The organism is Streptomyces sp. NRRL F-6676 (genome assembly GCF_000725625.1).
Lineage (GTDB): Bacteria > Actinomycetota > Actinomycetes > Streptomycetales > Streptomycetaceae > Streptomyces.
Genome location: NZ_JOHS01000067.1, coordinates 23,788 through 31,483, shown reverse-complemented (window position 1 = coordinate 31,483; position 7,696 = coordinate 23,788). Strand labels below are relative to the sequence as shown.

The window sequence follows — 7,696 nt, the reverse complement described above, 5'->3', positions numbered from 1 at the left end:
GGTCAGGGATGATGGGAGTACCCCCTGCTCGAGCGAAGCCGAGAGCTTGGGGAGGGCAGGGGCGGCGGGGGCGGGGGCGGCGGGGCGAACCAAACCGCCGGAACCGATCCCCCCACACCCCGCGTCTACGCATTCGTGCAGCGACAAGGCCCCACCCGCGACGAGACGACGCCCCGCGTCAACCCCACCCCCCGCCTCCGCGCGACCGGCATCGCCCTCCTCGTCGCCCACCTCACCCTCGTCGCCTGGCTCACCCTCCGTCCCCTGGACGTCCCCTGGGTCAGCCCCGCCAACCTCCGCCCCTTCGCCGGCATCAGGGCCGACCTCGCCCTGCCCGCCGCCGAAGCGGCCCGCAGGATCACGGCAGGGCTCGCCCTGCTCGCCCCCCTCGGCGTCCTCCTCCCCGCCGTCCATGCCCGGCTGCACGCCTCCCCCCTCGCCTCCCTCATCCGCACTGCCGCCGCCGGCGCCCTCCTCTCCCTCGCCATCGAGCTCGCCCAGACCGGCATCCCCGGCCAGGTCGTGGACGTCGACTGCCTGCTGCTCAACACGACCGGCGTGGCCCTGGCCCACCTCGCCGTCGTCCCCGCGGCCCGCGCCCGGCTCCGCCGCCGGGCCGAGGGACGGGACGGCGCCGCCCTCCCCGGGGAGGAGCCCGCACCCGAACCCTCTCAGGGTCGGACCCCGACGATTCCCAGGGTCGAAGTGGCTCCTTAGAGTGACGACAGCGCCCGCTTCGTCCGCGTAGCGTGGATTTCACGACGGCGAACCGCTCACCACCAGTGACAGCGGCCCGCCCCAGCCACGCCGTGCGATGCGACGCGATGCGAAGGAGCCTTCCATGACCACCCTGGCCCGCCCCACCAACGGACGGATGATCGGCGGAGTGTGCGCGGCCCTGGCCCGCCGCTTCGGCACCTCCGCGACGACGATGCGCGTGATCTTCCTGGTCTCGTGCCTGCTGCCGGGCCCGCAGTTCCTCCTCTACATAGCCCTGTGGATCCTGCTGCCCTCGGAACACAAGACGGCCTCGGCCTGGTGACCGACCGGGTCCACCCGGCCTGTGCCCCGCCCGGTCCACCCGGCCTGCCGAGCCGCCGCCCCGAACACACGGAGACGCCGGTGGGCGCCCTCCGGGCAGAGGGCGCCCACCGGCGTCGTACGGCGTGCGGCGCGGCGTCGAGGACGTCGGCCCAGCGGCGTCGAGGACGTCAGCCCAGCGGGATCCCGTTCACCGGCAGGCCGTGGGTCGGCAGGCCCTGCACCGGCAGGCCGCCGAGCAGCCCGCCGAGCGGCCCGCTGCCGTCCTGACCACCGGGGAGCGCGTGCTGCGCGGCCGGCTCCGCGGCCTCCAGGGTGCGGCCGAGCGCGCCCTGCCCCTGACCGAGCGCCTCACCCGCGCCGGGCAGCGTCTTGGCGACGCCGTCCGCCGGCAGCGCGTGGGTGACGGTGTCCAGGCCCGAGGTGACGTCCGGCACGGCCGGGGCCGCGTTCGCGGCACCCGCGCCCGCGGCGGCGAAGGCGGCACCGAGGGCGGCGACACCGAGGGTCTTGGCAGCAGACTGCTTCATAGTGAATGCGTCCTTGAATGCGTTGACGGGGATGAGCGGTCCCCGACCGTAAACACGGGGAACCGCCCGCCGCAAACATCCCTTCACACCAAGAGGGTGAAGAATTCATGGAGGCGGACACTGCCGAAAATCACTTTCCGCCTCCCGACCCCGACAAACACACAGGTCAAGTCGGGCCTACTGGAACAGCCATTCGGACTTCAGCTCGGCATAACGTGGCTTGATCACGTCATTGATCATCGCCAGTCGTTCATCGAAAGGAATGAATGCTGACTTCATAGCATTGACCGAGAACCATTGCAGATCGTCGAGCGTATAACCGAACGCGTCGACAAGGTGCTCGAATTCGCGGCTCATGCTGGTCCCCGACATCAGCCGGTTGTCGGTGTTGACCGTCGCGCGGAAGTGCAGCCGGCGCAGCAGCCCGATGGGGTGCTCGGCGTACGAGGCGGCGGCCCCGGTCTGCACGTTGGAGCTCGGGCACAGCTCCAGCGGTACGCGCTTGTCGCGGACGTAGGCGGCGAGCCGGCCGAGCGTCACCGAGCCGTCGTCGTGCACCTCGATGTCGTCGATGATGCGGACCCCGTGCCCGAGGCGGTCGGCGCCGCACCACTGCAAGGCCTGCCAGATCGAGGGGAGTCCGAAGGCCTCGCCGGCGTGGATCGTGAAGTGGTTGTTCTCCCGCTTCAGGTACTCGAAGGCGTCCAGGTGCCGGGTGGGCGGGTGGCCGGCCTCCGCGCCCGCGATGTCGAAGCCGACGACGCCCAGGTCGCGGTAGCGGTTGGCGAGCTCGGCGATCTCCAGGGAGCGGGCCGCGTGCCGCATCGCGGTCAGCAGGGCGCCGACGCGGATACGGTGGCCGTTCTCCCGGGCGCGCCGCTCGCCCTCGCGGAACCCCTCGTTGACGGCCTCGACGACCTCCTCCAGGGTGAGCCCGCCCTCGAGGTGCTGTTCGGGGGCGTAGCGCACCTCGGCGTAGACGACGCCGTCCTCGGCGAGGTCCTCCGCGCACTCCGCGGCGACCCGTACCAGCGCCTCGCGGGTCTGCATCACGCCGACTGTGTGCGAGAAGGTCTCCAGGTACCGCTCCAGGGAGCCGGAGTCGGCGGCCTCGCGGAACCAGAGGCCGAGCTTGTCGGCGTCGGTCTCCGGCAGGCCGGAGTAGCCGGCGGCGCGGGCGAGTTCGGCGACGGTACCGGGGCGCAGTCCGCCGTCGAGGTGGTCGTGCAGCAGGACCTTGGGCGCGCGGCGGATCTGATCGGAGCTGGGGCTGTGCTCGTGCTGGCTCGTCATTGCCGCACCATAGCCCCTACGCGCGTAGACACCAGAGGGAGGAAAGTCGTCGATACGTAACAGTGATCGCCCGGACGGATGGCGTACACCACGACTTCTGAGAATGTTCTGTCATGGCACAGCAAGCGACGGCGGTTCGCCGGGCCCGGCTGGGGAGGGCGCCCAATCCGGAGGCGAGAGCGGTGAGCGGTGTGGTGCTGCTGCTCCCGGACGGCCAGGAGGACTCCGAGCGCCGGCCGTCCACGCTGAGATCGGCCGCCACGGTACGCGCACTCGCGCGCCGGCTGACCCGCGCGGGCCGGGACGACGGTCTGGCGGTGCACGCGGTGCACTACCGCTACCGCGGCTGGAACGGCAGCGAGGCGCATCTGTCCCGGGACGCCTCGTGGGCCGTGGACGAGGTGTTACGGCGGTACGGGGACGTCTCCGTCTGTCTCCTCGGCCTCGGCATGGGCGGCCGGGCGGCGCTGCACGCGGGCGGGCACGCGGCCGTCAACTCCGTGGTCGCCGTGGCCCCCTGGCTGCCGGAGGAGGACGTGGCGGTGCCACCCGAACCGGTGAAGCAGCTCGTCGGGCGCCGGGTGCTGATCGTGCACGGCACCAGTGACCGGCGTACCGATCCGGAGCTGTCCTTCCGGCTGGCGGCGCGGGCGAAGAAGGCCAACCGGGAGGTGTGCCGCTTCGAGGTGCACTCCGACGGTCACGGGCTGCACCAGTACCGGTCCGAAGTGCACGCGCTGGCCGAGGACTTCGTACGGGGGGCGCTGTTCGGGCGGCCGTTCTCCCGCCCGGTGCAGGACGCGCTGGCGGCGCCCCCGCCGCTGGGGCTGCGGATGCCGCTGGCGGCGGGGTTCGGGCAGACCCGCCGGGGGTGAGGGCCGCTTCCGGCTCCGCGGCTCACAGGTCGGCCGGGGCGGTGGAGAGCAGCCGGCCGCGGCGGGAGAGCAGGAACCGTTTGAACGCGGCCACCGGCGGGGTGTCCGGGTGGCCCTCCAACCAGGCCACGCCGATCTCGCGCACCGCGCGCGGCGCGGTGACGGTCAGCTCGACGACCCCCGGGCGCGGCACGGCCGGCGGTGGCAGGAGCGCGACGCCCAGCCCGGCCGCGACCAGCCCGCGCAGGGTCTCCGCCTCCTCGCCCTCGAAGGCGACGCGGGGGACGAACCCGGCCTCGCGGCAGACGTCGTCGGTGATGCGGCGCAGTCCGTAGCCGGGTTCCAGGGTCACGAACGCCTCGTCGGCGGCCTCGGCGAGCCGCACCCGGCGGCGTCCGGCGAGGCGGTGGTCGGCCGGGACGACGAGGCGCAGCTTCTGCTCGTCGAGCCGCCGTCCGACGAGGTCGGGCGCGTCCGGCACGGGCGAGGTCAGGCACAGGTCCAGCTCGCCCGCGCGCAGCCGCTCCAGCATGGCCTCGCCGTAGTTCTGCACCAGGCTGAAGCGGATGCGGGGATGGTCGGCGCGGAAGGCGCGGATCAGCCCGGGGACGGTCTCGGAGCCCATGGTGTGCAGGAAGCCGAAGGCGACCTTGCCTGCGGCCGGGTCGGCGTCCGCGCGCACCTCCTCGGCGGCCCGGCCGATCTCGGCGAGCGCGCGTTCGACGGAGCGCAGGAAGGTACGGCCGGCGGGAGTGAGGGCGACGGTGCGGCCGCGGCGGGCGAACAGGTCGACGCCGAGGTCCTGTTCGAGCCGGACCATGGCCCGGGACAGCGTCGACTGCGGCACCCGCATCTCGCGCGCGGCCCGCGTGACGTGCTCGGTACGGGCGACCCCGGCGAAGTACGCGAGGCGCGGAACGAGCGCCGCGACGATGTCTTGCATGTCACTTGTGTCACCGGACGGTGACAGGTACGGCTGCGACCTCTGCTCATGCATCACGGGAACGATTATGGCGGTTTCATGCATTGGACGGATGAGCGGAGTGATCCGTACGTTCGAGGCATGTCTCCCGCCGATACCGGGGCGCTCACCAGGGTGAGCGCCGACGCCCCCGCCGACGCTCCCGCCGCCACCCGCGCCGCTGTCCCCGCCGACTCCTCCGCCCTCCCCTCCGACACCGCGTCCGACTCCGTGTCCGACACCGCGTCCGCCGCCGACTCCCGGCTGACCCCGGGCGGTCCCGGCTACCGGCGGATGAGTCTCGCCCTCTTCCTCGCGGGCGTCGCGACCTTCGCCCTGCTCTACTCCACGCAGGCCCTGCTCCCGCTGATCTCCGACGACCTGGCGGTGGCCGCGGGCGCGGCGAGCTGGACGGTGGCGGCCGCGACCGGCGGGCTGGCGCTGTTCGTCCTGCCGATGAGCGCGCTGTCGGAGCGGTACGGGCGGCGCACGGTCATGACCGGCTCGCTCGCGGTGGCGGTCACCGTGGGGCTGCTGGTGCCGTTCGCGCCGTCGATCGGGGCGCTGGTGGCGCTGCGCGCCGTGCAGGGCGCGGCCCTGGCCGGGCTGCCCGCGTCGGCGACGGCGTACCTGGCCGAGGAGGTGCGGCCCAAGGCGCTGGTGACGGCGATCGGGCTGTTCGTGGCGGGCAACAGCGTCGGCGGGATGAGCGGCCGCCTGATCACCGGCTGGGTCGCGCAGCTGTTCGGCTGGCGGGTGGCCGTCGGCACGATCGGTGTCGTGGCGGTGGGGTGCGCGGTGGCGTTCCGGCTGCTGCTGCCGGCGCCGCGGCACTTCACGGCGGGCTCCCTGCGGCCGCGTGTGCTGCTCGGCGCGATCCGCGACCACCTCTCCAACCCGCTGCTGCGCCGGCTGTACGCGATCGGCGCGCTGTTCATGACGGTCTTCGGCGGCGTCTACACGGTGATCGGCTACCGGCTGACCGACGCCCCGTTCTCGCTGCCGCAGGGCGTCATCGGCTCGATCTTCCTGGTGTACCTGGTCGGTACGGTCTCGGCGTCCACGGCGGGGCGGCTGGTGGGGCGGCTCGGCCGGCGCGGGGCGCTGTACCTGGCGGGCGGCACGACGACGGCGGGGCTGCTGCTGTCGCTGGCGGATTCGCTGGTGCCGGTGCTGCTGGGGCTCGTGCTGATCACCGCGGGGTTCTTCGCGGGGCACGCGGTGGCGTCCTCGGCGGTGAGCCGGACGGCGACGCACGGGCGGGCGCAGGCGCAGGCGCTGTACCAGTCGGGGTACTACATCGGGTCCAGCGTGGGGGCCACGCTGGGGGCGACGGCGTACCACGCGACGGGCTGGGCGGGGACGGTGTGCCTCGGGCTGCTGGCCCTGGCGGGGGTCGCGGCGATCACGCTCGCCGGGACGCGTGCGGCCCGCCGTACGGCCCTGGCCCGGATGGCGTAAGCGCCGGGGGGTTCGGCGGCGGGTGCTTCTTTCGCCCCCGCCGCCCCTTCCCGTCCCGACCCCGGGGGCTCCGCCCCCGGACCCCCGTAAAAGATGCGCAGTTCCCCGCGCCCCTTAAAAGCCCATGCACCCCCGAGCCATGAGGCGCCCCACGGGCATTCCCACGGCACAGCTCGGTAACGGACCGGACAGAAGGGTTTTTCCGGCTCGTCTACGCGCGTTACGCTGCGGCGGAACCAGCGCCTGGTAGGGGCGCGTGCACAAAGGAGTCTCGTTCCATGCGCCGGGTGTCCCGAATCGCGATCGCGACCGCCGCGACCGCAGCCCTCGCCGTCACGGCGTCCGCCTGCGGCAGTTCGTCCAGTGAGTCCGCCGGCAGCGGCGGCAAGAGCAAGGGCGTCGCCCTCGCGTACGACGTCGGCGGCAAGGGTGACCAGTCGTTCAACGACGCCGCCACCGCCGGCATGGAGAAGGCCGCCAAGGACTTCGGCACCGGCTCCAAGGCCATCGAGCCCCAGGACGGCGAGTCCGACGCGGACAAGGTCCAGCGGCTCGAGCAGCTGGCCAAGGAGGGCTACAACCCGGTGATCGGCGTCGGCTTCGCCTACGCGCCCGCCGTCAAGGAAGCCGCCAAGAAGTACCCCAAGGTGTCCTTCGGCATCGTCGACGACAACACCATCAAGGCGGACAACGTCGCGGACCTGGTCTTCCACGAGGAGCAGTCCTCCTACCTCGCCGGTGTCACCGCCGCGAAGACCACCAAGTCGAACACCGTCGGCTTCGTCGGCGGCGTGGACGTTCCGCTCATCCACAAGTTCGAGGCCGGCTTCGAGCAGGGCGTCAAGGACACCAACCCCAAGGTCAAGGTCAAGTCGCAGTACCTGACGGAGACCGCGGCCGAGGGTGGCTTCTCCAGCCCCGACAAGGGCCAGAGCGCGGCCGAGGGTCAGATCGACGCCGGTGCGGACGTCGTCTACCACGCGGCCGGTCTGTCCGGCCAGGGCGTGATCAAGGCCGCCGCCGCGCACAAGGTGTGGGCGATCGGTGTCGACTCCGACCAGTACAACCAGTCGGCGCTGGCGAAGTACAAGAAGTACATCCTGACCTCCGCACTCAAGAACGTGCAGGGTGCGGTGTACGACCTCGCCAAGTCGGTCATCAAGGACAAGAAGCCGCAGAGCGGCGAGATCCGCGGCAGCCTGGAGAACGGCGGCGTGGGCCTGGCCGACTCCAACCCGGTCTTCAAGAACGACAAGGACCTCCAGGCCGCCCTCGACAAGGCGGAGCAGGGCATCAAGGACGGCTCGATCAAGGTCAAGACGTCCTGACCCCGTGACGGGCCGACGGTCCGGCACACACAGCGGGGTCCGGCAGCGCACTGCCGGGCCCCGGCCGGGGGTCACGACGCGACGACGTCCCGGCCACGACGTCATCACCGGTCCGCCGGGACCATGGTCAGCGCGACGCCGCAATGGCAGCGTTACCGCCGCACAACGGAGTGCGGGGAGGATGGGCCGACCCGCACCGCCGTTCGC

At 72.5% G+C, this 7,696-nt stretch carries 8 protein-coding genes; 5 read left to right on the top strand and 3 right to left on the bottom strand.

Going from position 1 to position 7,696, the window contains the following annotated elements; translation table 11 throughout:
• Positions 1 to 135: 135 nt before the first annotated feature.
• Positions 136 to 717, top strand: coding sequence for a VanZ family protein (locus tag IO29_RS28185; protein WP_030382644.1), 582 nt, complete (start codon positions 136 to 138; stop codon positions 715 to 717).
• 124 nt (positions 718 to 841) lie between these two features.
• Entirely contained in the window at positions 842 to 1,042 is a 201-nt protein-coding gene (locus tag IO29_RS28180; protein ID WP_030382643.1) for a PspC domain-containing protein, read from the top strand.
• Between the two features lie 169 nt (positions 1,043 to 1,211).
• Here the strand turns inward: IO29_RS28180 and IO29_RS28175 are convergent, their stop codons facing one another.
• Positions 1,212 to 1,571, bottom strand: coding sequence for a hypothetical protein (locus tag IO29_RS28175; RefSeq protein ID WP_030382642.1), 360 nt, complete (start codon positions 1,569 to 1,571; stop codon positions 1,212 to 1,214).
• Positions 1,572 to 1,748: 177 nt separating this feature from the next.
• Complete coding sequence (locus IO29_RS28170; protein WP_030382641.1) at positions 1,749 to 2,864, bottom strand: adenosine deaminase; 1,116 nt, start codon at positions 2,862 to 2,864, stop codon at positions 1,749 to 1,751.
• Positions 2,865 to 2,977: 113 nt separating this feature from the next.
• Here IO29_RS28170 and IO29_RS28165 point away from each other — a divergent pair, with 113 nt between their 5' ends.
• The gene (locus IO29_RS28165) at positions 2,978 to 3,739 is read left to right on the top strand and encodes an alpha/beta hydrolase (RefSeq protein ID WP_030382640.1); all 762 of its coding nucleotides are present in this window, start codon (positions 2,978 to 2,980) and stop codon (positions 3,737 to 3,739) included.
• A gap of 22 nt (positions 3,740 to 3,761) precedes the next feature.
• Here IO29_RS28165 and IO29_RS28160 read toward each other — a convergent pair whose 3' ends face one another.
• Positions 3,762 to 4,736: a LysR family transcriptional regulator gene (locus IO29_RS28160; protein ID WP_420705399.1), complete on the bottom strand. Its 975-nt coding sequence runs from the start codon at positions 4,734 to 4,736 to the stop codon at positions 3,762 to 3,764.
• A gap of 66 nt (positions 4,737 to 4,802) precedes the next feature.
• Here IO29_RS28160 and IO29_RS28155 point away from each other — a divergent pair, with 66 nt between their 5' ends.
• Positions 4,803 to 6,161 (top strand): MFS transporter, encoded by a 1,359-nt coding sequence (locus IO29_RS28155; protein ID WP_030382638.1) that lies wholly within the window; start codon positions 4,803 to 4,805, stop codon positions 6,159 to 6,161.
• 278 nt (positions 6,162 to 6,439) lie between these two features.
• The gene (locus tag IO29_RS28150; protein WP_030382637.1) at positions 6,440 to 7,489 is read left to right on the top strand and encodes a BMP family lipoprotein; all 1,050 of its coding nucleotides are present in this window, start codon (positions 6,440 to 6,442) and stop codon (positions 7,487 to 7,489) included.
• Positions 7,490 to 7,696 lie beyond the last annotated feature (207 nt).